Annotated in this window: 17 protein-coding genes; 8 read left to right on the top strand and 9 right to left on the bottom strand. The window is 35.3% G+C overall.

The features are described 5' to 3' along the window. The first annotated feature begins 4 nt into the window (after positions 1-4). Entirely contained in the window at positions 5-1,468 is a 1,464-nt protein-coding gene (locus AC0NJG_RS16785) for a nicotinate phosphoribosyltransferase (protein WP_016716431.1), read from the top strand. 202 nt (positions 1,469-1,670) lie between these two features. Here the strand turns inward: AC0NJG_RS16785 and AC0NJG_RS16780 are convergent, their stop codons facing one another. The 7 genes from AC0NJG_RS16780 to fdhF form a co-directional block, all read right to left on the bottom strand. Next, positions 1,671-4,037, bottom strand: a complete 2,367-nt coding sequence (locus AC0NJG_RS16780) for a heavy metal translocating P-type ATPase (RefSeq protein ID WP_474063236.1) — start codon at positions 4,035-4,037, stop codon at positions 1,671-1,673. Positions 4,038-4,060: 23 nt separating this feature from the next. Next, positions 4,061-4,438 carry an ArsR/SmtB family transcription factor gene (locus AC0NJG_RS16775; protein WP_000918377.1) on the bottom strand — a complete coding sequence of 126 codons (378 nt, stop codon included), beginning with the start codon at positions 4,436-4,438 and terminating at the stop codon, positions 4,061-4,063. Positions 4,439-4,704: 266 nt separating this feature from the next. Next, positions 4,705-6,120 (bottom strand): amino acid permease, encoded by a 1,416-nt coding sequence (locus tag AC0NJG_RS16770; protein ID WP_001284878.1) that lies wholly within the window; start codon positions 6,118-6,120, stop codon positions 4,705-4,707. A 103-nt stretch (positions 6,121-6,223) separates the two neighbouring features. Further along, complete coding sequence (ald, locus tag AC0NJG_RS16765; RefSeq protein ID WP_001219742.1) at positions 6,224-7,357, bottom strand: alanine dehydrogenase; 1,134 nt, start codon at positions 7,355-7,357, stop codon at positions 6,224-6,226. Between the two features lie 367 nt (positions 7,358-7,724). After that, positions 7,725-9,596 carry a glycerophosphoryl diester phosphodiesterase membrane domain-containing protein gene (locus AC0NJG_RS16760; protein ID WP_087953877.1) on the bottom strand — a complete coding sequence of 624 codons (1,872 nt, stop codon included), beginning with the start codon at positions 9,594-9,596 and terminating at the stop codon, positions 7,725-7,727. A 155-nt stretch (positions 9,597-9,751) separates the two neighbouring features. Continuing rightward, a complete protein-coding gene (locus AC0NJG_RS16755; RefSeq protein WP_001040525.1) occupies positions 9,752-10,234 on the bottom strand; it encodes a helical membrane plugin domain-containing protein in 483 nt (160 codons plus the stop codon). A gap of 12 nt (positions 10,235-10,246) precedes the next feature. After that, positions 10,247-13,183, bottom strand: coding sequence for a formate dehydrogenase subunit alpha (fdhF, locus tag AC0NJG_RS16750; RefSeq protein ID WP_143880765.1), 2,937 nt, complete (start codon positions 13,181-13,183; stop codon positions 10,247-10,249). A 450-nt stretch (positions 13,184-13,633) separates the two neighbouring features. Between fdhF and fdhD the strand changes: the two genes are divergently transcribed. Both fdhD and AC0NJG_RS16740 read left to right on the top strand, forming a co-directional pair. Next, positions 13,634-14,440 (top strand): formate dehydrogenase accessory sulfurtransferase FdhD, encoded by an 807-nt coding sequence (gene fdhD / locus AC0NJG_RS16745; protein WP_087953879.1) that lies wholly within the window; start codon positions 13,634-13,636, stop codon positions 14,438-14,440. Between the two features lie 231 nt (positions 14,441-14,671). Continuing rightward, on the top strand, positions 14,672-15,178 hold the full coding sequence (locus tag AC0NJG_RS16740) for a GNAT family N-acetyltransferase (RefSeq protein ID WP_000405883.1): 507 nt from the start codon (positions 14,672-14,674) through the stop codon (positions 15,176-15,178). Positions 15,179-15,535: 357 nt separating this feature from the next. Here the strand turns inward: AC0NJG_RS16740 and AC0NJG_RS16735 are convergent, their stop codons facing one another. Further along, positions 15,536-15,658: a hypothetical protein gene (locus tag AC0NJG_RS16735; protein WP_001068392.1), complete on the bottom strand. Its 123-nt coding sequence runs from the start codon at positions 15,656-15,658 to the stop codon at positions 15,536-15,538. Between the two features lie 329 nt (positions 15,659-15,987). On the opposite strand from AC0NJG_RS16735, the gene AC0NJG_RS16730 reads away from it, so the two are divergent. From AC0NJG_RS16730 to AC0NJG_RS16720, 3 genes are all read left to right on the top strand, one after another. Continuing rightward, complete coding sequence (locus AC0NJG_RS16730) at positions 15,988-16,659, top strand: response regulator transcription factor (protein WP_000238954.1); 672 nt, start codon at positions 15,988-15,990, stop codon at positions 16,657-16,659. Positions 16,660-16,724: 65 nt separating this feature from the next. Further along, positions 16,725-18,188, top strand: coding sequence for a sensor histidine kinase (locus AC0NJG_RS16725; protein ID WP_088328052.1), 1,464 nt, complete (start codon positions 16,725-16,727; stop codon positions 18,186-18,188). 145 nt (positions 18,189-18,333) lie between these two features. Next, entirely contained in the window at positions 18,334-18,846 is a 513-nt protein-coding gene (locus AC0NJG_RS16720; protein WP_087953881.1) for a GNAT family N-acetyltransferase, read from the top strand. Positions 18,847-18,880: 34 nt separating this feature from the next. Here AC0NJG_RS16720 and pdxR read toward each other — a convergent pair whose 3' ends face one another. Next, complete coding sequence (gene pdxR / locus AC0NJG_RS16715; RefSeq protein ID WP_474063235.1) at positions 18,881-20,281, bottom strand: MocR-like pyridoxine biosynthesis transcription factor PdxR; 1,401 nt, start codon at positions 20,279-20,281, stop codon at positions 18,881-18,883. Between the two features lie 120 nt (positions 20,282-20,401). Here pdxR and AC0NJG_RS16710 point away from each other — a divergent pair, with 120 nt between their 5' ends. Both AC0NJG_RS16710 and AC0NJG_RS16705 read left to right on the top strand, forming a co-directional pair. Next, complete coding sequence (locus tag AC0NJG_RS16710; protein ID WP_087997453.1) at positions 20,402-21,328, top strand: DMT family transporter; 927 nt, start codon at positions 20,402-20,404, stop codon at positions 21,326-21,328. 116 nt (positions 21,329-21,444) lie between these two features. Beyond that, positions 21,445-21,969 carry a DUF4871 domain-containing protein gene (locus AC0NJG_RS16705; RefSeq protein ID WP_087953884.1) on the top strand — a complete coding sequence of 175 codons (525 nt, stop codon included), beginning with the start codon at positions 21,445-21,447 and terminating at the stop codon, positions 21,967-21,969. Positions 21,970-22,032 lie beyond the last annotated feature (63 nt).

Here is a 22,032-nt window from a genome sequence, read left to right as displayed (position 1 = left end):
CGCGATGACTTATTATAAAGACGATAGCTATGCCTTACATACAGATTTATATCAAATTAATATGGCTTATACATATTGGAAAGATGGTATTCATAACCGCCGCTCGGTGTTTGATTTATACTTTCGAAAACTTCCATTCGAGAATGGTTATGCTGTTTTTGCTGGTCTTGAAAAAATTGTAGAGTACATAGAAAACTTCAGCTTTACCGAAAGCGATATCGCTTATTTAGCAGAATTACAATTTGAAGAAGAATTTCTTCAGTATTTACAAAATATGAAATTCACTGGGACGATTCGAAGTATGCAAGAAGGTGAAGTTGTCTTTAATAACGAGCCTTTATTACGTGTCGATGCACCGCTCGGCGAAGCACAAATTATTGAAACCGCCCTGTTAAACATTGTGAATTACCAAACATTAATTGCAACGAAAGCAGCTCGTATGAAGCACGCTGCAAATAACGATGAACTTTTAGAATTCGGCACAAGACGTGCCCACGAGTTCGATGCAGCTCTTTGGGGTACACGTGCTGCCTTTATCGGTGGTTTCTCATCTACGAGTAACGTACGGGCTGGGAAACGCTTCGGAATACCTGTAGCCGGCACACATGCACACTCTTTCGTTCAAGCATACCGTGATGAATATGTTGCGTTTAAGAAATACGCTGAAACTCATAAAAAATGCGTCTTTCTCGTTGATACATATGACACATTAAAATCTGGTGTTCCAAATGCAATTCGCGTGGCGAAAGAGTTCGGGGATCGCATCGATTTTTACGGAATTCGCCTTGATAGTGGTGATATGGCTTATTTATCTAAAAAGGCAAGAAAACTACTAGATGAAGCTGGCTTTACACATACAAAAATTATTGCTTCTAGCGATTTAGATGAATACACAATTATGCACTTAAAATCTCAAGGAGCAAAAATTGATGTATGGGGCGTTGGAACAAAATTGATTACCTCCTTTGAGCAACCAGCTTTAGGAGCTGTTTATAAACTCGTTGCGATTGAAGATACTGATGGAAAATTAAATGATACAATTAAAATTTCATCTAACCCTGAAAAAATTACTACTCCAGGACTGAAACGAATTTATCGCATTATCAATCGAGTGAACGATCATGCTGAAGGCGATTATATTGCATTAGATTGTGAAGAACCAGGAAAAGAAGAACGCTTAAAAATGTTTCATCCTGTTCACACGTATATAAGTAAATTTGTAACAAACTTTGAAGCACGCGAACTGCATAAAGACATTTTTGTTAATGGTGAAAGAACATATGAACTACCAGGCATATTAGATATTCAAAAATATAATGAACAAAGTCTCGCACTATTTTGGGAAGAGTATATGCGAACTTTAAACCCTGAAGAGTACCCTGTCGATTTAAGTCAAGAATGCTGGGATCATAAAATGAATTACATTCAAACTGTTCGAGAACAAGTTGAAAAAAATATACAAAAATAAAACAGAGAAGCTTCTCCTTCTCTGTTTTTTCAATACTATATGTATCTTTGTGGAAAATATATTAAAATAATAAGACAAATATTTTTTATTTGTAAATTTAAATATTAAGTTATTTATTTATAAAATAATATTTGTTATTATTTTATTGAGTCAATTTCAACAGAATAACCTAAAAAAGAGGACGCAGGTTGCGTCCTCTTTTTTATAAATCTTTCACTCTTAGTACACGCATTGCATTTAACACTGCCAGTAGTGTCACACCAACATCTGAGAAAACCGCTTCCCACATTGTTGCAATACCGAAAGCACCAAGTAGTAAAACTAATCCTTTTACCCCTAATGCAAAGATAATATTTTGCCACACAATGCGTCGTGTACGTTTTGCAATGTTTACAGCTGTTGCAATTTTTGAAGGCTCATCAGTCATAATAACAATATCTGCTGCTTCAATTGCTGCATCTGATCCTAAACCACCCATTGCAATACCAACATCGGCTCTTGCTAATACCGGTGTATCATTAATACCATCACCAACGAAAGCAACTTTTTCTTTTCCATGCTTCGCTGCATCAATTTTTTCAATCTCTTCTACTTTTTGTTGCGGTAATAGTTCTGCGTGAACTTCATCTAAACCTAATTCTTTACCAACAGCTTCACCAACTGGTTTTGCATCACCAGTTAACATGACTGTTTTCTTAATACCTAGTTCTTTTAACTTTTGAATTGCTTGTTTTGAATCTTCTTTTACCTCATCAGAGATAACAATATAACCTGCATATTTTCCATCTACAACAACGTGAACTAATGTACCTACTGTTTCTGGTTGCTTAAATGTAATGTTCTCTTTTCTCATTAATTTAGCATTACCTGCAAAAATTTCTTTTCCTTGTACTTTTACGACTGTACCGTGACCAGAAATTTCGTTATAATCATCGATTATTTTTTCATCCACTGATTTTCCATATGCATTTCGAATCGATTGTGCAATTGGATGGTTAGAATACACTTCAGCAAATGCTGCGTACTCTAATAATTCTTCATTTGTAATGCCTTCGCTTGGTTCCATTTTTGTAACTTTGAAGACACCTTTTGTTAATGTGCCTGTTTTATCAAAAACAATATATTTCACATCATTTAAAGCTTCTAAATAGTTACTTCCTTTTACTAACACACCACTTTTAGATGCGCCACCGATACCTCCAAAGAATCCAAGAGGAATAGATACAACTAACGCACATGGACAAGAGATTACTAAGAACACTAAAGCTCTATAAATCCAATCAGAGAATGTAGCTCCTTCTAAAATAAGTGGTGGAATAAACGCCATGATCGCTGCTGTAATTACTACAACTGGAGTGTAGTAACGCGCGAACTTCGTAATAAAGTTTTCTGTCGGCGCTTTTTTACTGCTTGCATTTTGAACTAAATCTAAAATTTTTGATACAGTTGATTCGCCAAATTCTTTTGTAACTTCAATTGTTAATACACCATTTTGGTTCACAAAACCACTTAATACATCATTTCCAACTTCCACTTCACGTGGTACAGATTCGCCAGTCAATGCTGAAGTATCTACCATTGATGTTCCTTCAATTACTTTTCCGTCTAATGGTACTTTCTCACCAGGTTTCACGATAATGTAATCACCGATTTGTACATCTTCTGGCGATACTTGTTTCGTTTCATTTCCAACCTTTACATTTGCGTAATCAGGACGAATATCCATTAATGAAGTAATTGATTTTCGAGAACGATTTACCGCAATACTTTGGAATAGTTCCCCTACTTGATAGAATAACATTACTGCAACCGCTTCTGGGTATTGCTGAATCGCGAAAGCTCCTAGTGTTGCAATTGCCATTAAGAAGTTCTCATCGAACACTTGACCACGAGTTATATTTCTTACCGCTCTCCAAACGATATCTCCACCTATTAATAAATACGCAAGGACGAATAACGGAATTGTGATCATTTGTGGTAAGCCAGCTAATGCAGCAATTGCTGTCAAAATTCCGCCGACCACTAATCGTCCTACCATCTTTTTCACATTTGCTTCACCATGGTCGTGACTATGCCCGTGATCATGACCACCTTTTTCTTCCCGAACAACTTTCACATCTGGTTCTAACTTTTGAACAACATTTGTTATATTGGCTACAGTCGCTTCTAGTTCCCTTTTATTCGCTACTTCAACTCGTAATTTCTTTGATACGAAATCAACAGTTGCTGCTGAAACAGTCGGCATTTCCTTAACCTTATTTTCAATCTTCATCGCACAATTTGCGCAATCTAAACCTTCTAATATAAACACTTCTTTTGCAACTTTTGTGTTTTTTTCTTCTTGCACTTTAATGTGCGGTTCTAATTTTGTAACGAGTTGTTTTGCTTCTGTAACAACTTCGCTTTCTTTATTTTGCGCTGTTTCTAAAACCATTGTTTTTGTCGCGAAATTTACAGAGCAAGAATTTACTCCTTCTATATTCCCAACACCTTTTTCAATTTTCATTGCACAGTTCGCACAATCTAAACCTTCTAACATCAGTTTCTTTTTCACTAATGCTTCAGCCATCGTTCTCCCTCCTCGCGTTCTTTTTATTCTTCCTCGTTTACGTGTTCAAACGCTTGCTCGAAGATATGAATTACGTGCTGGTCAGCTAACGAATAATAAACAACCTTTCCTTCTTTACGATTCTTCACAAGTTTCGCTTGCTTTAACACACGAAGCTGATGTGAAATAGATGATTGTGTCATTCCTAATAAATAAGCTAAATCACACACACACATTTCAGCTTCAAATAACGCATGTAATATTCTCGTACGTGTACGATCGCCTAATACTTTAAATAATTCTGCTACTTTACTTAAACTTTCATCCGTTGGAATTGTTTGTTTTACTTGATCAACAACTTCTTCATGAATTATCGTTTGAGAACATGTCTCTTGTGGTGTTTCTACTTTATTTCCAGCCATTATAGCTCACCTCTTCATTTGAACATATGAACAATCATTCATATATCTTATACCTTTATTATATGAGCGTCCATTCATATGTGTCAATGAAATCTCATACATTTTTTTGAACATTTCGTTCACATTTTAAAAAGATCTACACATATTTTCCGCATCCATTACATTCTCATACAAAAAAGAATATACACTTTGCACAAAAGAAAAAGCCTTGCGCGTTCCCTAGACGCACAAGGCTTACTATACTTATATCCCTTTTAATTAAGCTTTTAATTAGCTTGTTCTAAATTATCCTGCGAACTTCCATCGTCTTTTAAATGACTATGTTTTTTCGAATATACAAAGTATACAACTACTCCAATTGCTAACCAAATACCGAAGTAGATCCATGTTGTTAATGGTAGGTTAAACATTAAGAATAGACAACATGCGATTGAAATAATCGGTAGCGTTGGTACAAGTGGTACCACAAAGCCACGTTTTAAATTCGGATGTGTTTTACGAAGAATAATAACTGACACACCTACCATCGCAAATGTTAACAATGCTCCAATATTCGCTAAATTAGACAATTCTTTTAAATCGATAAATCCAGCAATTAAAGCACTACCAATACCTGTTAACCAAGTTGAAAATACTGGTGCTTCTGTTTTTTTATTAATTTTCGCAAATGATTTTGGTAATAAACCATCACGGCTCATCGCGAAGAATACACGTGTCGTTGCATAAATGTAAGCAAAGATTACAGCCATAATACCAATTACAGCTCCAACTGCGATTACACCTGCTACTTTATCTTGTCCTACAACTTCTAATACATATGCCATAGCTTCTGGTACATCTAATTCTTTATAAGAAACCATACCTGTCATAACGAGACAAACTACAACATAAATAATTGTACAAATAACTAACGAAGCAATAATACCAATCGGTAAATCACGTTGTGGATTTTTTACTTCTTCAGCAGAAGTTGCTAATGCATCAAATCCTAAGAAAGCAAAGAATACTGCTGCTCCGCCGGCAAAGATTCCGCTAATACCGTATGGTGCAAATGGTGTCCAGTTTTCTGGTTGTACGTAGAACGCACCAACTGCAATGAATAAAATAACAATACCAATTTTAATTAATACCATTATGTTATTCACACGCTTACTTTCTTTCGTACCTCTTGATAGTAACCAAGTTAAAACTAATGTAATGACTACTGCTGGTAAATTCACGATCCCACCTTGTGATGGAATCTTTAACAACTCTGTTGGAATTTCTAATCCGAATCCGCTCACTAAGTTATTAAAATAACCTGTCCATCCACCTGCTACTGCGGCAGTTGTTACGACATATACAGATAGTAATGTCCATCCCATTAGGTGGGCAATAAACTCACCAATTGTCGCATATGAATATGTGTACACACTACCTGAAACCGGAAGTGTAGATGCAACTTCTGCATAACATAATGCTGCAAATCCACAAACAATCGCTGCAATCATGAATGAAAAAATAACTGCTGGACCAGCATCTCTTGCTGCTACTAATCCTGTTAATACTAGTACTCCTGTACCGATTATCGCACCAATCCCTAGCATTGTTAGGTCAAATGCCCCTAGCGTTTTCGTTAAAGTTTTACTTTTACTTTCCCCTAACAATTGCGTAACGGATTTCTTTTTAAATAGGTTGGCCACGATGTATGCCCCCTTTTGCCAAGAAGAGCTAAGAGGTATTATCTCTTAGCTCTTATCATGTTGTTTTATATATTGTTCGATTTTGTTTTGTATAATGCTTTTATTAGCAAGATACTGTTTCTGCTTCTAGTAATTCTTTAGCACCTTTGTACTCTACACCGTGAGCTTCTGCAACTGCTTCGAATGTTACATAGCCATCTAATGTGTTAATACCTTTTAGTAATGCAGAGTTGCCTAGGCAAGCTTCTTTGTAACCTTTGTTAGCAATTTGTACTGCATATGGTACTGTTACGTTTGTTAATGCAAGAGTTGATGTACGTGGAACCGCACCTGGCATATTAGCAACTGCATAATGAACAACGCCATGTTTTTCGTAAGTTGGGTTGTCGTGAGTTGTAATACGGTCAGTTGTTTCGAAAATACCACCTTGGTCAATCGCGATATCTACAACAACAGAACCTGGTTCCATTGATTTAATCATTTCTTCTGTTACAAGTTTTGGTGCTTTTGCACCTGGGATTAATACTGCACCGATTACAAGATCAGACTCTTTTACAGCTTCTGCAATATTGTACGGATTAGACATTAAAGTTTTTACTTGGTTTCCGAAAATGTCATCTAATTGACGAAGACGTTCTGCACTTAAGTCGATGATTGTTACATCCGCACCTAGTCCAACTGCAATTTTAGCAGCATTTGTACCAGCTTGTCCACCACCGATGATTGTTACTTTACCACGTTTAACCCCTGGAACACCTGCAAGTAAGATACCTTTACCGCCTTTGTTCTTCTCAAGGAATTGTGCACCAATTTGTGCAGCCATACGACCAGCTACTTCACTCATAGGTGCAAGTAATGGTAGAGAACGGTTTTCTAATTGTACTGTTTCATATGCAATAGAAACAACTTTCTTTTCGATTAATGCTTTTGTTAATTCTGGTTCTGGAGCTAAGTGTAAGTATGTGAATAAGATTAAACCTTCGCTGAAGTGTTTGTATTCGCTTTCAATTGGTTCCTTAACTTTCATAACCATTTCCATGTTCCAAGCTTCTTCAGCTGTATCAACAATCTTCGCTCCTGCTTCAACATACTGAGCATCTGTGAAACCAGATCCTAAACCTGCACCCTTTTGAATGAATACTTCGTGATTGTTACGAATTAAATGTACAACACCTGCTGGTGTCATTGCCACACGGTTTTCGTTGTTTTTAATTTCTGCTGGTACCCCAATACGCATAATGAAATGCCCCCTTATAATTAACAGAAAAAAGAAAGTCTTTTTTCTTTTTGTAATAATTAATAACTTATGTCCTTATTCTAGCATAACTTAAAAGTTATGAAAACGCTAACATACTATATTTTTAAAGTTTATATATTTAGAATAGTGTAAATATATGGAACATTGATTCTATTAGCCTCTTTGTTCCATCTCATTATCTATCACTCTATTTTTATTATACTCCTTTAAAATAAACAACAATCATTTATTATTCGACAATAATGTAACAATGTAAGAAACACCAATGATGCCGTATACATATACAGTTATGAGTTTAAACACTACTTTAGGGATATATTCTTTCCAAAAAAACAGCTGCTAGCATTTAACTAGCAGCTGGATAACTTATAAATAACTTGGAAAATAAATCATCTGTTGTTTCCGTAATTTTATCAAACAGATCACTCTCTTCCTCTTCTTGCTCTTTTAACATCTTAATTGTTTCACGTGCCGATTCAGGATAATCGGTAATGATACCATCTACGTTTAACTTATAATATCCCTTTAAACTTTCCATATCATTTACCGTCCATACGTAAATTGGCTTGTTTAACTTCCTTGCTTCTTTTACTAATTTCTTATTTAACATATATTCTTCCGCTACATAAAAATCAGCTTTCACATTCTTTAAATTGGCTCTACTTGCATACAGTATATATCCGACTTTTATATCTGGATTTGCACGCTTAAACTCTTTAATAAGCGGGTAATGTAACGTTTGAATGACACATTGTTTCTCAAATTCATTATCTTTAATCGTTTTTAATACTTTACTTACAAAATCTTTTTCGCCACCATGAAGCTTCACTTCAATATTAAGTTTGATTTTACCCTTAGCCAGCTTAATGATTTCATCAAGTGTACTTATTTGTCCTGAAAACCCATCTTGACTAAGGGTAAGCTGCCTTAACTCGTCCATCGTTAAATCCGAAACATGAACATTTGCATTGGCAAGACGTTTCAACTTCAAATCATGTATAACTGCTAATTCACCGTCTTTCGTTTGTAGTACATCAATTTCAGCGTAGTCTGCTTTCGCATCAATAGCTCCCTGCACAGCTTCTTTCGTATTTTCTACACCTTTTGAAATATAACCGCGATGAGCCATAATAATCGGTTCTTTATATGTGTTTGTAATAAAGGTCACAATGAAAGCAACAACCATTCCCGCCGTAATAATTCCTACAATATATACACCAATAAATTTCCAACGATGTTTTTGGAAGAAACATTTATCTGCCTTCGTCTTTGAATAATCTAACCCTTCTTCTAATAAAACATCTTCGACCGGAACCTTTTGTAAATACAATCTTGTTAACGCCATAATATAGAACGGCGTCATAATAAAGCTAAATAGATACAATGTACTTGTTAGGAAAACGGAAATAGTTGACTCTGCTAGTAGTGCAAATGTCCCTTCTGGGTTTGTAAATTCATATACTCCCCACAGACAAAGTAAATAAATTCCTACACATAAAAGAAAAACAATTCCTACAGATATGAAAAAACCTACTAAAAAGAACAATACTTTAAAGAAGCTTTCTTTTACTAAGTTTGCGCTTTTGCGTGCTGCTGTACGGAACGGCTTCTCCTCTAAAACAATAATGGGTAAAACAAAAATCCAACGAAGGTTCAAATAAGCAACTACAGCAAAGAAAGTATAATATCCAACTTGCCCCATCGTTGTCTTAAATAGTTCACCTGTAATAAAATTAGGAATTTGAATTTCAGGAATCAATGCAGATTTATATCCCATACTTAATAGTGGTAATAGTACAACTGCATACAAAACAAAGCCAGGTAAGCAATATGTAAACAGAGAAGGTAAATACGTTACTGTTTTATATAAAATCGGACGTAATCTCACCTTTTGCCTTTTATGAGCGAAGTACGAAATGATAATAAGTACTGCAAACTCTGTAAAGATCAGGAACAATGCCAATATAGATAAAATTACAATCGCCAAAATCCCGTATGGGGTTTTCAAAAATGCTAATAACTCATCATTTGTTGCGTTTGCATACCCACCAAAGTACAACAACTTATTGAAAATAATACCGAAAAGTGGGATAAACACAATCGCTGCTAACAATTTATAAGCAAGTTGAAAAGTTAATACATTCCAAAAAGCAAATTTAACTGTTTGAAAGGAATGTCTCATTACTCCTAGTATAGATAGTTTTTTACGGTGTTGCATATATTCCTCCAAATTCTAAAACGGTATTTGAAATGGATTCCACATTTCCAGTTCTAATCCATCTTCTTAATAATAATATATTCCGCTTAACATGAACACTCTTATACATATAATGAAAAAAGTGATGGCTACTTCCCATCACTTTTTCATTTATTCTATTTTTTCTCTAGCCCTTGTCCAAATGCTTTCAAGAAGCTAAAACCGAATGTAATAGCTCTATTGATATCTGGATCTTTTAATACTTTAAAGAAATCCATCACTTTTGTTTTTTTACCACTATTTAATTCATCTGTTGCAAATTGCAATCCAGTGACTAAGCTCGATGTAATTTGCTTCGTTACTTCTGGGTCAACTGCGGATAATGCTTCCCCCGCACCCATCATATTGTTAAGTGCATTTTTAACTGGTTCACGATTTAATTGCTCCACAGCAATTTTTGAAACATCTTCCTTCGCAGCAAGTAAACTAATCGCCGCATCTAATATTCCAGCCTTCTGCAACTGCGCTAAAAGCTGCATCGTTTCTTCTACTGCTTCACGATTATTAGATAGCTCATTTAGAAGTTCATCTGCTACTTGCTGTTTCTGTTCTTCCTCTGTTACAACTTTCTTTTTAATTAAAGTAATTTCTTTCGCCACTATCTCCGCCCCCTAGTCCACAAGTGATACGTATTGTTTTCTTTGCCATTTTTGCTCGATTTCAACACCATTTTGCGGATTACGCTTTTTATCTCGCGGGTTTGAAGATGGTAACGGACGATTTCCTTTTTCACGTAATACACGCATTTTCACCATCGTTTGTTTGTACGCCGGTGTACACGTATAAAGGTCTGTTGCCGTCCCAGTTAAAATATTGATCGCTTCTTCATTTATCGTTGCATGCATCGGTAAGTATAGCTCTTTCCCCGTTACACGATCAGTAATAAGCGCTTGTACTTTAATTTTGCCAAATGGTGATGCTAATTCTACAAGACCACCATCTTTCACATTGCGCTCTATAGCGAGTTCAGGTGAAATTTCAACGAATACTTCAGATACTTTAGATAAAATACCAGCCGACTTATTCGTCATATTCCCTTCATGGAAATGTTCTAGCATACGTCCATTATTTAAAAGTAAATCATACTCATCTGGCGCTACAACCGGTGGTACCCATTCATCTAATGATAAACGAGCTAGTTTATCTGGGAAGTTAAATCCGTCTACATATAATAGCGGTGTATCGCTACCATCATGACTACCCCAACATAAACTATTCCATCCTTCTAGACGGTCATACGTTGCTTGAGAGTATAACGGTGCAAGTGATGCAATTTCGTCCATAATTTCACTTGGACTTTCGTAATTCCAATCCCCGCCGAGTGCACGAGCCACTTTTTGTAAAATCCACCAGTCTGGTTTTGAATCGCCAAGCGGTTTCAATACTTCATATAATCTTTGAATACGTCGCTCTGTATTCGTAAACGTTCCTTCTTTTTCTAAGCTTGGTGCCGCTGGTAAAATAACATCAGCAAAACGAGCTGTTTTTGATAAGAACATATCTTGAACAACGAGGAAGTCTAAATTCGCTAAAATATGTTGCACATGGTTCGCATTGGAATCGACTAAAGCCATCTCTTCACCCATGACATACATACCACGTAATTTTCCTTCTTCTGCGGCAAGTAACATTGCAATATTATTTAATCCTGGTGCTTTCGGAATCGTTGTGCCGTATGCTTTTTCAAACTTAGCACGAAGCGTATCATCTGATACTGCTTGATAACCTGGGAGCCAGTTTGGTAATGTCGCCATATCACAAGCACCTTGTACGTTATTATGTCCGCGTAATGGATATGCTCCTGCACCAGGACGACGATAATTACCCGTAACAAGCAATAGATTTGAAATTGCTGCTGAAGTTGTACTTCCTCCAGTATTTTGAGTTACACCCATTCCCCAAAGTACACAAGTACCATCTGCTTCATATACCATACGAGCCATTTCTTTCAGATTTTCTTTCGAAATCCCCGTAATTTCTTCTGTATAATCAAGCGTATACTTTTCTACCATTTTGCTATATTCATCAAAATTCTTCACATTTTCAGCTATGAACTTTTTATCATGCCAATCTTGATCAATAATATATTTCGTAATACCAGCAAGCCATACGTAATCCGTGCCTTGGCGCGGATGAAGAAATAAATCCGCACGCTCTGCCATTTCATGTTTACGAAGGTCCGCCACAATTAATTTTTGGTCATGTAATTTATGAGCACGTTTTACACGCGTTGCAAGTACAGGATGTCCTTCTGTTGGATTCGCACCAACGATAATGACAAGGCCTGCTTCCGCAATATCTTTCACTGTTCCAGCGTCCCCTCCCATACCGACGGTTTTAAATAAACCATCTGTTGCTGGAGATTGACAATAACGGGAACAGTTATCTACATTATTCGTTCCATATATTTGACGGGCTAGCTTTTGCATAAGGTAATTTTCTTCATTTGTTACTTTGGATGAAGAAATAAATCCAAATGCATCGCTGCCATATTCAGATTTAATATGCTGCATGTTAGAAGCAACAACTTCTAATGCCTCTTCCCAAGTAGCTTCAACAAACATATCTCCTTGGCGAATTAATGGCTTCGTAATTCGATCTTCACTATTTACAAAGTCCCATCCAAATTTACCTTTTACACATGTGGAAATACCATTAACTGGTGCATCTGAAACAGGTTGTACTTTTAATATATGGCGATCTTTCGTCCATACTTCAAATGAACAACCGACGCCACAAAATGTACAAACTGTTTTTGTTTTATTCACTTTCGTCTTACGCATCGCAGCCTCTACTTCTGAAACTGCTAAAATACTACTATATCCAGGCTCTACATCCTTTACAAAATCAATCATCGGATCTAACACATCTGGTTTTAATCCTGTCATGAATCCAGCTTCACCTAACATTGATTTTTCCATTAACGCATTACATGGACATACTGTTACACACTGCCCGCAACTTACACAAGATGAGTCATTTATACTTACACCATTGTCCCATATAACACGCGGACGATCTAAGCTCCAGTCTATCGATATAGTTTCATTAACCTGTAAGTTTTGACATACTTCTACACACTGTCCACAAGCAATACATTGATTTGGATCATACCGATAAAACGGATGTGACATATCCACTTCACAAGCACTTACTTTCGGCTCATACGGATATTTCTGTTCTTCAATTCCCATCATATGTACGGTGTTATGGACTTTACAATTACCATTATTGTTATCACACACGGTACAATACAATAAGTGATTCTCTAATATTCGGTCCATCGCCTCAGTCTGCGCCTCTTTGGCACGCTGTGACTGTCTTTCAATGTGCATACCGTTCTCTAATTTCGTTGAACAAGCACGCATTAACTTCCCATCTACTTCTACAATACACGTATCACAAGTTTGAATTGGATCTACTTCTGGTACATGACAAATTTGAGGATGTTCCAAATTACTCTCATTAAATAATTGTAGTATTGTCTTTTCACCTGATGCTGAAAATTCTTTTCCATCTACGGTTACACGGACTGTCTGTTCTGCCATAGTTTCCCCTCTCCTTACAACCAACTGTACAACCCACTTATGAATCCGTTTTCATAAGTGGGTTACTGTACATATTTTTGAAACGCTCTGCGCAAATACTTTTCTTATGAAGTCGATTCTAGATGTTATAAGGTATAACTACGAAAGCTTGAAAATATCACTATTCTACAGTTCTATTATATCGTACATATACAATAATAACCAAAATAATCTGTGATTTTCTTGTTAATAGGTGTTTTTATCCCGCTTTAATGGGCAGTAAGACCCCCACCTCAAAATTCAGCGAAAGCAAAGAAGTTAAGTGGGGGTCGGGCCGCCCATTAAAGTCCGATTGGTTCAACTAATAATCAGTGGGGGATGAAGCCCCCCACTGATTAAAGTTTCACTTTATTTTTTCCATTGTTTTATAATAAATATGGGAGAGAAATACATAAAAAAGGGGAATTTAATATGGAGCCTACACAAGAAACGTATACAATTGTACATTATCAATCTGGTACATTTTCAAAACAACTTGATGAGATTGTTACAGAATCTCCTATTACGATTAAATTGAATGGTGAAGAATATGTAACAGTCGTATGTACACCAAATTATATTGAAGATATGGTAATTGGTTTTTTAATTTCTGAGGGGATTATTTCTTCCTATAAAGATGTTGAAGAACTATGGGTTCAAAAAGATAACGGAATTGTCCATGTAACATCATCAAAAATAAATCCGCTCTATCAAAATTTATACAATAAACGATACATCACTTCCTGCTGCGGAAAAGGTAGACAAGGTTTTATTTTTGTTAACGATGCAGCAAAAGCAAAAGATTTACATGATATACATGTAAAAATTACTCCTGAAGAATGCTTTTACTTAATGAATACTTTACAACAATCTTCCACTACCTTTCGTCAAACCGGCGGTGTTCACAATACCGCGCTATGTGATCGAAACAATATCCTCCTATCAAGAATGGATATCGGAAGACATAATGCATTAGATAAAATATATGGACATTGTTTACGCAACAATATATCTGTTAAAGGAAAAATCATTGCATTTAGCGGACGCATTTCATCCGAAATTTTACTCAAAGTTTCAAAAATCGGATGTGAAATTGTTCTATCTAAATCCGCTCCAACAAAATTAGCATTGCAACTCGCTCACGATTTAGGCATTACTGTCGTAGGGTTTATTAGAAATGAATCTTGTAATATTTACACGCACCCACATCGAATTGATGGTTATCAATCGAATAACTAAAATAACTCCTCGGTTGAGGAGTTATTTTAGTTATGAAAATGTAATATATTAAACACTTGAATAGTTAATAAAGTTAATATATAATTTCATTACATAATTAAAAACAAAATATTGTAGCATATATCTTTTCATTCTTTTACAAATTAAAAGAGACTGCTAACAAAACGCATACACATTCTTATATATGTAATGGATTTATTTGATTTAAAATCGACCAAGGAGGTTACAACGATGGAAATTCGCTTATTAACGACAGAGGACGCAGAAATATATTTAAAAGTTTGTATGGAAGGTTTAACGAAGAACCCGGAAGCTTTTAGTTCTTCTTATGAAGATGTTCTGAAACATGAGAATCCTGTAGCTGCTATGGCAAAACGATTAAGCAATCCGGATAAGTATACTCTAGGGGTCTTCAAAGATAACGATTTAATCGGCATTGCTACTTTAGAAACAAAGCCTTTCATTAAACAAGAACATAAAGCAAAAATCGGTTCCGTTTTTGTTTCCCCTAAAGCACGTGGCCTTGGAGCAGGACGAGCTCTCATTAAAGCAATTATTGAAAATGCCGATAAATTACATGTAGAACAACTTATGCTCGATGTTGTAGTTGGTAACGATGCAGCAAAAAAATTATATGAATCATTAGGCTTCCAAACTTACGGCGTACAAGAGCGTTCATTAAAACATAACGGTCAATATTGGGACGAGGAACATATGGTTCTGTTCTTAAATGATTAATACTTCAATCTAGTTTTCCAAAAGCATCTTTTTATTAAGAAAGATGCTTTTTTCATTACAACAATGTAATCTTCATGTCACCTTTATCGATCGTACCAAACCTTTCCATTCATTATACTAAAAATATAAAGTGAAACTTTACTCAGTGGGGAACTACATCCCACGCTGATCGCATGTACTTGATATGTAGAGGAGAATGTGACATGAAACAAAACAAACGAGCTATGCTTTTAATATTTACTACAGCAATTGTAACTTCTGGATTAGCAATTTTACCTTGGTTTATTATATAAAAATACTCCCCCTAACAACGAAAAAAGCTTATTGCTTCTTAAGAAGCAATAAGCTTTTTTTATATTATAAAATCCCCAAAATTTTATTTACACAACTTATAATAATAACCATAGATACGGCAACGCACATGACAACCGTATTACGATCTTGCTTTTCTTTTTTTGAAATTTCTTCTTTTGGATTCATGTGTATGATCTCCTTTAAAAAAAAGTGTGAGATAGGAAATTTTTCTTATCCGATGCGAGGTGAATACGAAAACCCTCTCTATCTCACATACACAATAGAATGGAATTGTCATTTTATAAATAAAATGACATGACGTTATGTCGCAACATAGGGTATTTTGTGTCGCTACGTTTTCTATTATAAAAAATAGTTGTGCAAAACTAGTGCATTTTTTATGTCAATTACTCTGAGCGAGAAATCACTCTTCCACTCAATCACATAAAAAGAGTTTTTTATCATTTTCATGTAAACTATACAAGTAGAATGAACAGTTTGGGGTGCACAAGATTATGGTGAAAATTTTATTAGTAGACGATGAAGAACGTATGTTACGATTATTAGATCTGTTCTTAAGTCCTCGTGGCTATTTTTGTATGAAAGCTACCTCTGGCCTTGAAGCACTAAAGTTAATAGAACAAAAAGACTTTGATATTGTTTTGTTAGATGTAATGATGCCGAATATGGATGGATGGGATACTTGCTATCAAATCCGTCAAATTTCCAACGTTCCAATCATTATGCTAACAGCTCGTAATCAAAATTACGATATGGTAAAAGGCCTTACGATCGGCGCAGATGACTATATTACAAAACCATTTGATGAGCATGTATTAGTTGCACGAATTGAGGCTATATTACGCCGTACAAAGAAAGATGGATTTGTTAGCTTCAATGGTATTGAGTGGGATAAAACGAAACATACTGTCACAGTGTATGACGAGAAAATCTCACTGACTCCTATCGAATTTTCGTTACTTGGACTATTTTTACAAAATACAAACCGTGCTTATAGCCGAGATGATTTAATTGAAAAAATTTGGGGGTATGAAACAGACATTGAATATAGAACAATCGATTCACATATTCGCAATATCCGTGATAAATTACGTAAAAAAGGATTTCCAGTTGAAAATTACTTAGAAACTGTTTATAAGGTCGGATATAAATGGAAAAGTGAATAATTACTTCGGTCAGTGGACAATAGTATATCACTGACCTTTTATATGAAATAAGGTATGGTGAGAAAATGAGTAAACTTTCACTTAAAATTGGGACATACTTTTTAATACTAGCTTTATGTATTGAAACAATTGCTTTCGTATCTTTTTACAAAAGCATTTCAAACATGCGCATTGAGGAGGAAACACTTGCTCTTTTAGAAAAGGGTAATCGCTATAGTAGCATGATTAAAAACCGGGCCAAGTGGAATGCATACTCTAAAGAAAAGAGACTCACAGAAAGCGCTGAACACAGTAAACGGCCTAAACGTGCTGTATACCCCGATTTTGATATCAACACTGAAGCTGAACACTTAGTCGAATCAGAAGCAATTGCTAACTCTGATATAACTATCATTATAACAGACAATAATGGCAAAATTATTTCCACTTCAGAACCTGTAACAAAGGCGATGCAAAAACAACTTACTTGTAAAACACAACATATTCCAGAAAACGGACTGGTTGTCGAAAAGAACTGGAAAAAATCAAAATTCATCACAACGGTAAGCCCACTTAACACAGCAGAGTTTCAAGGAAAGTTATATATGTTACTAAAAACATCTTTCTTAGAAAATATGTTACTTAAACTCATGAAGCAATTTCTTATCATTAGTGTTTTGACAGTTATTTTAACGACTATTTCTGTCTTTGTTTTTTCTCGTGTTATTACAGAACCGCTTATAAAAATGAAGAGGGCAACAGAAAAAATGTCAAAATTAAATAAGCCAATTCAATTAGGTATTAAACGGAATGATGAACTTGGAAGCTTAGCAAAAACGATTGAAGATTTATCCAGTGAACTGACTTATATGAAAAAAGAAAGAAACGAATTTCTCGCTAGTGTCGCCCATGAACTATTAACTCCATTGACCTATATGAAAGGTTATGCGAAGGTAGCAAAGAGAGACTCTTTAACGAAAGAAGAGCGAGAAGAATACTTACAAATCATTGAGGATGAAACGGATAGTGTAACCGATCTCGTACAAGATCTATTTATGCTTGTACAACTAGAACAGCACCAATTTGTTATAAAAAAACAAAAAGTACTTCTGAGGCCTTTTCTAGAGCGAATGGTTGAAAAAACAAAAACAACATTAACTAATAAGCAAATGCAACTTCATGTATACTGTAAAGAGGATTTAGAAGTGTATATAGATGAAAGACGCATGGAACAAGTGATGTTAAATTTATTGCATAACGCTTATCAGCATTCACCAGAAAATACTTCTATAACAATACGTGTACTAACGGAAACAGATTATTTTACAATAAGTGTACAAGACGAAGGCGAAGGTATTCCTGTGGAAGATATCCCGCATATTTTCGATCGTTTTTATCGTGTTGATAAATCCAGAACGAGAGCTACTGGAGGAAAAGGTATCGGGCTAGCTGTTGCAAAAGAAATTGTAGAATTGCATAATGGTTCCATTCTAGTAACAAGCCAATTAGGAGTAGGAACAAACTTTATAATTGAGCTACCTTTTGAATAAGATGCGTGTGAAAACACCAGTAGTAGTAAACACTACTGGTGTTATTTTGTTCATAAAATCAGCTCATATAAGCTAAGCTTTTGAAATTATTCTTATTTCAATATAAAATAAAGGTACATTTGCAAAGATTTGGAGGGTGATATAATTGGATATCCATGTATTAACAAAAGACGAAGCGGAAATTTACTTAGAACTTCGTGTAGAAGGATTAAAGCAAAACCCTGAAGCTTTTAGCTCTTCTTATGAAGATATTATTAATAAAGAGTGTGCGATTGAATATAAAGCACAAAAATTAGCACAAGATGAAAACTATACGCTAGGTGCATTTAAAGATGGAAAATTAATCGGGGTTGCAACGCTGGAAACGAAACCATATGTAAAACAAGAACATAAAGCTAAAATCGGTTCTGTATATGTGTCTCCAAAAGCACGCGGACTTGGGGCAGGAAAAGCACTTATTAAAGAATGTCTTGAACTTGCTAAATCTTTAGAAGTAGAACAAGTTATGCTTGATGTTGTTGTTGGCAACGATGGAGCAAAAAAACTTTATGAATCATTAGGATTTAAAACATTCGGTGTGCAAGAACGTTCATTAAAATATAACGGACAATATTGGGACGAAGAGCATATGGTCTTATTCCTAGATGAAAATAGATAATAAAAAACATCCTCTCGTGTATGAGGATGTTTTTTTACTTTTTTCTAAACCACGCTATATTTAATAATTGAATCGCTTTTGCAATTTCTTCCTCTGATAAAATCGCAAACCCAAGTAAAACTACATTTCCAGGTGCAGTACCGTCTTTATAATACGTAGAAACAGGATATAATTTAATACTATATTTCGCAGCTTCTTTAATGAGTTCTTCCTCTCGCATTCCATTATGCACTTGTAATAAAATGTGTAATCCCGAATCTTCTCCTATCACCTCAACACGATTAGAGAAATACTTTCCTATTTCAAAGACGAGTCGATCCCTCTTTTTCCGGTAGACGACACGCATTCTATGAATATGTTTTTCCCAATAACCTTCATTTAAAAACTTTCTAATCACTTCTTGGTCCATTCTTGAAACACTTTGTGTATAAAACAGATATTCCTTTTGATACTTTTTAATTAAATTCTTCGGTAATACTATATAGCTCATCCGTAATGAGGGCAACAAAGCTTTTGATAACGTCCCCATATAAATAACTTTCCCATTTGTATCTAACCCTTGTAGTGCCGGAATTGGCCTTCCTGAATAGCGAAATTCACTATCGTAATCATCTTCAATAATATACCTGTCTTTCGCTTTCTTCGCCCATTGTAAAAGCTGCGTCCTTCTCGTAATAGGCATAATCATTCCACATGGGAATTGATGAGAGGGAGTTACAAATACAACATTCGCATCGCTATTTTCTAAATCTGCCATACAAATTCCGTCCCTATCTAAAGACAACATTTGAACCTTCTCTTCTCCCTGTTCAAAAACAACCATTTTCCTATGATACCCTGGGTTTTCAACTGCATAATTGCTTCCCTTTAACAATTGAAACAATAATTTCACTAATATTTGTGTTCCCGCTCCTAATACAATTTGACTAGCTGAACAACGCACACCTCTAGATTCATACAAATAGTTCGCAATTTCCTCTCGTAAGCTTAATTCTCCTTGAGGGTGTCCAAGAAAAAGCAAATCATTATTATGCGGCTGCCATACATCATTTATAAGCTTGCGGTACATAGTGAACGGAAAAGTATTCGTATCAACCCCTGTTTGGGTGAAATCAAACTTATAGTTCTCCTCCCGAAACGGCACTTCTTCTACTTTCGCATCGCTTCCTTCTACATAAATCATTTGTTCAACTTTACATACAAAATAACCTTTTCTCGACGCCGACTCAATATAACCTTCTGCAAGTAATTGCTCGTAAGCCGCTTCTACTGTATTCTTACTCACTTGTAAATAACTCGCCAGTTTTCTTTTTGCAGGTAATTTTGTAAAAGCCGGAATCGTTCCATCTCTAATCTCTTTTTTTATATACTCATACAATTGCACATACAACGCTATTTTACTTTGCGTATTTAAATTAGGCGTTAATTCTAACATAACATCTGACCCCTTAATAAAACTGAAATCTGATACTTTTTACAGTGCCAGATTATATATATAATTCCTTTTATCATGTCACACATAAAAAATCAAATACTCGAGAGGAGATGCATGATTATGAACAATAGTAGACGGATTGGACTCATTATGATTATTACAGGAGCTACCTTATGGGGATTATCTGGCCCGATGATTCAGTGGCTATTTCAACATACTAACGTATCATCAATTGATTTTTTAACAATTCGATTGCTGCTTGCGGGAATATTTATTTTATCTTTTTTACTGATAAGGAAACAAAACATTTTTCAAATTTGGAAACACACTAGACATTCTATACAACTTATTATTTTCTCTATTCTCGGCATGCTCGGTGCACAATACGCCTTTATCGAAACAGTTCATATTAGTAATGCGGTCACAGCAACATTATTTCAATTTCTAGGTCCTGTTTTTATTACCATTTATGTCGCATTTGAACAACGAAAATTCCCTGCTTCTATGCAACTACTCGCAATTGTAACTGCGCTAACGGGAACGTACTTTATTATTACAAACGGTTCAATTGAAAATATTGTTTTATCGAAAGAAGCCATTATTTTTGGCCTATTAACAGCAATTGGATTTGCATTTTATACCCTCCATCCAGCTTCCCTTATTAAAGAATGCGGAACAACCATAGTAATTGGATGGGGGATGTTAATTGGAGGAATTGCACTGCTTATTTGTAATCGTTCTTTTGGGTGGGATCAAATTTCGCAAACTTTCACACTCCAAACTTTTTCTATGCTCATTCTTATCATTATAAGTGGCACTCTTTCTTTTCTTCTTTATATCGGTAGTCTGAAATATTTAGCAGCAACAGAAACAAGCATTTTATCTAGTATTGAACCACTTGTAGCGGCTATCGTTTCAATCGCTTGGCTAAATGAATCATTTGGAGCATATCAATTACTAGGCGGCGTATGTATTGTTCTTTCTGTTATTTTCTTAACGATGCCACAAAAAGAGAATGAGCCAGCCTTTACATCTGAACAAATATAAAAAATGTCAAAAGAGGTCGTACAAAACTTACGACCCCTTTTTATACTTTTAAAGGAATTGTCCCGCTTTCTGGCAAATACAATTACACTAATAATAAAAATTAGGGGTGTGACACCATGAAAAAAATCGGCACTATGCTACTTTTCTCCTTTCTCATCACTGGATGCTCGCAATTGCAACTTGATTCAGAAGTACCTAAAAAAGAATCCATCGCAACGTCATCCACTCAGGTTAATGCACCTTCCTTCTTTCACCTTAGCGTTTTAAAAGATGTAAATTGGGAAGAAACACCCTCCTTCATACAAGAAAAAATACCTTTAAGAGGTATCGAAGACAAAATTGCAATGACCGATAGCCCTATTATCGCAAATAAAAAAAATGAAATGATGTGGTACTTTTTAGATCCTGAAATGCCAACTGGAAAACTATCTATTATTGCACTAAAGCAAGGATCAGTAACGCCAACACCCGTACTCTTTCAACAAGAAACTTCCAAACCAACTTGGACTACTTCAAATACAATTGATTCCACTACAAACGAACTCCCTCTCACTATGTCACTACCTTCATCTGGACTATGGTTATTAAATATATATGTGAATGAAAGATATTATGATCAATTTGTAATCCATACTGAGTAAAGTGACTAAACTAAAACACTCTCTCCTTATTTTGATTTCTTATCTCAAAAAAGCAGTGCCTTT

Source organism: Bacillus sp. SSR7 (assembly GCF_055902415.1).
Note: the sequence above shows the minus strand (reverse complement) of the source record. Positions and strands in the feature narration are given on the sequence as shown.

What these genes read in the sequence shown, in the direction of transcription:
- ald (WP_001219742.1), bottom strand. Translation starts at nt 7,357, where the DNA reads ATGCGTATTGGGGTACCAGCAGAAATTAAAAACAACGAAAACCGTGTG.
- AC0NJG_RS16710 (WP_087997453.1), top strand. Translation starts at nt 20,402, where the DNA reads ATGAACAATAGTAGACGGATTGGACTCATTATGATTATTACAGGAGCT.
- AC0NJG_RS16735 (WP_001068392.1), bottom strand. Translation starts at nt 15,658, where the DNA reads ATGAATCCAAAAGAAGAAATTTCAAAAAAAGAAAAGCAAGATCGTAAT.
- AC0NJG_RS16725 (WP_088328052.1), top strand. Translation starts at nt 16,725, where the DNA reads ATGAGTAAACTTTCACTTAAAATTGGGACATACTTTTTAATACTAGCT.
- AC0NJG_RS16705 (WP_087953884.1), top strand. Translation starts at nt 21,445, where the DNA reads ATGAAAAAAATCGGCACTATGCTACTTTTCTCCTTTCTCATCACTGGA.
- AC0NJG_RS16760 (WP_087953877.1), bottom strand. Translation starts at nt 9,596, where the DNA reads ATGCAACACCGTAAAAAACTATCTATACTAGGAGTAATGAGACATTCC.
- AC0NJG_RS16785 (WP_016716431.1), top strand. Translation starts at nt 5, where the DNA reads ATGACTTATTATAAAGACGATAGCTATGCCTTACATACAGATTTATAT.
- AC0NJG_RS16775 (WP_000918377.1), bottom strand. Translation starts at nt 4,438, where the DNA reads ATGGCTGGAAATAAAGTAGAAACACCACAAGAGACATGTTCTCAAACG.
- pdxR (WP_474063235.1), bottom strand. Translation starts at nt 20,281, where the DNA reads ATGTTAGAATTAACGCCTAATTTAAATACGCAAAGTAAAATAGCGTTG.
- AC0NJG_RS16780 (WP_474063236.1), bottom strand. Translation starts at nt 4,037, where the DNA reads ATGGCTGAAGCATTAGTGAAAAAGAAACTGATGTTAGAAGGTTTAGAT.
- AC0NJG_RS16740 (WP_000405883.1), top strand. Translation starts at nt 14,672, where the DNA reads ATGGAAATTCGCTTATTAACGACAGAGGACGCAGAAATATATTTAAAA.
- fdhF (WP_143880765.1), bottom strand. Translation starts at nt 13,183, where the DNA reads ATGGCAGAACAGACAGTCCGTGTAACCGTAGATGGAAAAGAATTTTCA.
- fdhD (WP_087953879.1), top strand. Translation starts at nt 13,634, where the DNA reads ATGGAGCCTACACAAGAAACGTATACAATTGTACATTATCAATCTGGT.
- AC0NJG_RS16730 (WP_000238954.1), top strand. Translation starts at nt 15,988, where the DNA reads ATGGTGAAAATTTTATTAGTAGACGATGAAGAACGTATGTTACGATTA.